Below are 2,590 nucleotides of genomic sequence, written 5' to 3' on the forward strand. Positions count from 1 at the left end.
CCCCGACGACGCCGATTCGGGGTGTCCTCCTTCGGCATCAGCGGCACCAACGCCCACGTCATCATCGAAGAACCCCCGGTGGTCAAGGAACCGGTCACCCCGCAAGACCCGGCGCAGGACTCGCCAGAGACGGCGGAGGTGGCCGGGGCCTCGGCGGCGGCTGCGGTGGTGGTGTCGGCCCGTAGCGAGGCGGCGTTGTGTGCGCAGGCGCGCCGGTGGCAGGCCTACGTGCAGGAGCGCCCGGAGATCACCGTGGAGCAGGTTGCGGCGACGGCGCGTGGTCGAGGGCAGCTCGAGCAGCGGGCGGTGGTACTGGCCGGCAGTCGTGACGAGCTGGTGGCAGGGCTCGGTGCTCTTGCCGGCGGCCAAGCGTGGCCGGGTCTTGTGCGTGGGCGGGCGCGGCCGCGCAAGCCGGCGTTCGTCTTTCCCGGCCAGGGTGGGCAGTGGCCGGGGATGGCGTTGGGACTGTGGCAGGCCGGCGGGGTGTTCGCCGAGTCGATGCAGGCGTGCGCGCAGGCCTTGTCGGAGCATGTGCAGTGGTCATTGCGTGAGGCGCTGCACGACGCGGCGTTGTTGAAGCGTGTCGATGTCGTGCAGCCGGCGCTGTTTTCGGTGATGGTGTCGTTGGCGCAGTTGTGGAAGGCGCACGGAGTTGCGCCGTCGATGGTTATCGGTCATTCCCAGGGCGAGATCGCCGCGGCGTATGTGGCCGGGGCGTTGTCGCTGGAAGACGCTGTCAGGGTCGTGGCGTTGCGCAGCCGCGCGATCGCCGAGGAATTGGTCGGCAAGGGCGGCATGGTATCGGTCGGCTTGCCTGCCGAGGACCTGCGGCGACGGCTCAGCGAGTTCGGCGGTGAGGTGTCGATCGCGGCGTTCAACGGGCCGATGTCAACAGTGGTCGCGGGCAGCCCTGAGGCGCTGGAGGCCTTGGTCGCGGCCTGCGAAGCCGATGAGGTGCGGGCCCGGTGGATCGCGGTGGACTACGCGTCACACACCGCTCAAGTCGAGCGGCTGCGTGAACGACTGCTGGCCGACTTGGCGCCGATACGCCCACGGCGAAGCGACATCCCGTTTTACTCCACAGCCACCGGCGCCCTGCTGGACACCACGCGACTTGATGCACAGTACTGGTTTGACAGCCTGGCCAGCCCGGTGCTGTTCGAGCAGGCGACACGCGCACTGCTCGGCGACGGCTGTTCGCTTCTGGTCGAGCTCAGCCCACACCCGGTGTTGGCGTTGGCGTTGCAGGAAACAATCCACGATGAGCGAGCCGATGACGCTGTCGCAGTGATCGGTTCATTGCGCCGCGACGAGGACGATGCGCAGCGCTTCGCGTTGTCCCTTGGCGAAGCCCATGTTCACGGCGTCCCCATCAACGGGGAGATGTTCGCCGGCCGCGGCGCCACCAAAGTCGACCTACCCACCTACCCCTTCGAACACCGCACCTACTGGCTGACCCCCCACACCACCACCCCCGGCGACCTCAGCGCCGCCGGCCTCCAAGACGCCCACCACCCCCTCCTCGGCGCCGCAGTCACCCTCACCGACGGCACCACCCTGTTCACCGCACGCCTATCCCTGACCGAACAACCCTGGCTCGCCGACCACGTCGTCCTCGACCGCGTCATCGTCCCCGGCGCCGCCTTCATCGAACTCGCCCTCCACGCCGGCACCCACATCGGCGCCCCCCACATCGACGAACTCATCATCGAAACCCCCCTCATCCTCCCCAACAACGACGCCGTCGACCTCCAAATCACCATCACCCCGGCCAATCAAGCCGGGAACTATCCGCTCACCATCAGTTCACGAATCACAGGCAGCGACGACGCGGTATGGACACGCCACGCCAGCGGACTGATGGGCCTGTTCGATCGCCACCCAGTCAAAGCGGAGGCCTTAGCCCGGGAGGCGTGGCCCCCTGTCGGCACGGAGCCCATCGATGTCTCACTCCTCTACGACCGCTTGCCCGACCTCGGCCTTAACTACGGACCCGCCTTCCAAGGCCTCCACACAGCATGGGAACGCGACGGCGCCTTCTACGCGGAGATGGCACTCGGGACCGGTGACGCCGCCACAGCGAAATCATTCGGAATCCATCCAGCGCTGCTCGACGCAGCGTTCCACGTGGCGCTCGAGCCGCTCTCGGCCAACTTCGAAAACGGCAGCGCCCCAGTACCGTTCCTTATCGGACGTGCTCAACTGCACCGTCCAGGGTCCGACCATCTACGAGTGCAGATCGAATTCCTCACCGAAGACACCGTCGCAATCACAGCGATCGACGACGGTGGGACACCGGTTCTCACCGTCGACTCACTCGTGGTGCGGCCAACTGAGCGCAAGCAACTCGTCGGCACCGGGGCAGATCCACTGTTCGCCGTCGAGTGGAGCGAGTTCACCGCGACTAGATCGAAGCAACCGTCGACGATCACCCGCCTCAGCGTCGAGTCCGATCTCACCGCCCTGTCAGCTGGAACAGTTCCCGGTGCGGTCGCGTGGGAAGTGAGTACGCCGGCGGGGCATCGGGCTGATGCGGCGCGTGTGGGTGTTCATGCGGCGCTTTCGTTGTTGCGGGCTTGGTTTGCCGCTG

At 67.0% G+C, this 2,590-nt stretch carries 1 protein-coding gene; it reads left to right on the forward strand.

Annotation, left to right across the window (positions count from 1 at the left end; genetic code table 11):
* Nucleotides 1-21: 21 nt before the first annotated feature.
* Nucleotides 22-2,590, forward strand: a 2,569-nt coding sequence (locus AWC12_RS27180; protein ID WP_234814179.1) for an acyltransferase domain-containing protein, incomplete at its 3' end; no start/stop codon positions are given.

It is taken from the genome of Mycolicibacterium iranicum, assembly GCF_002101705.1.
Lineage (GTDB): Bacteria > Actinomycetota > Actinomycetes > Mycobacteriales > Mycobacteriaceae > Mycobacterium > Mycobacterium iranicum.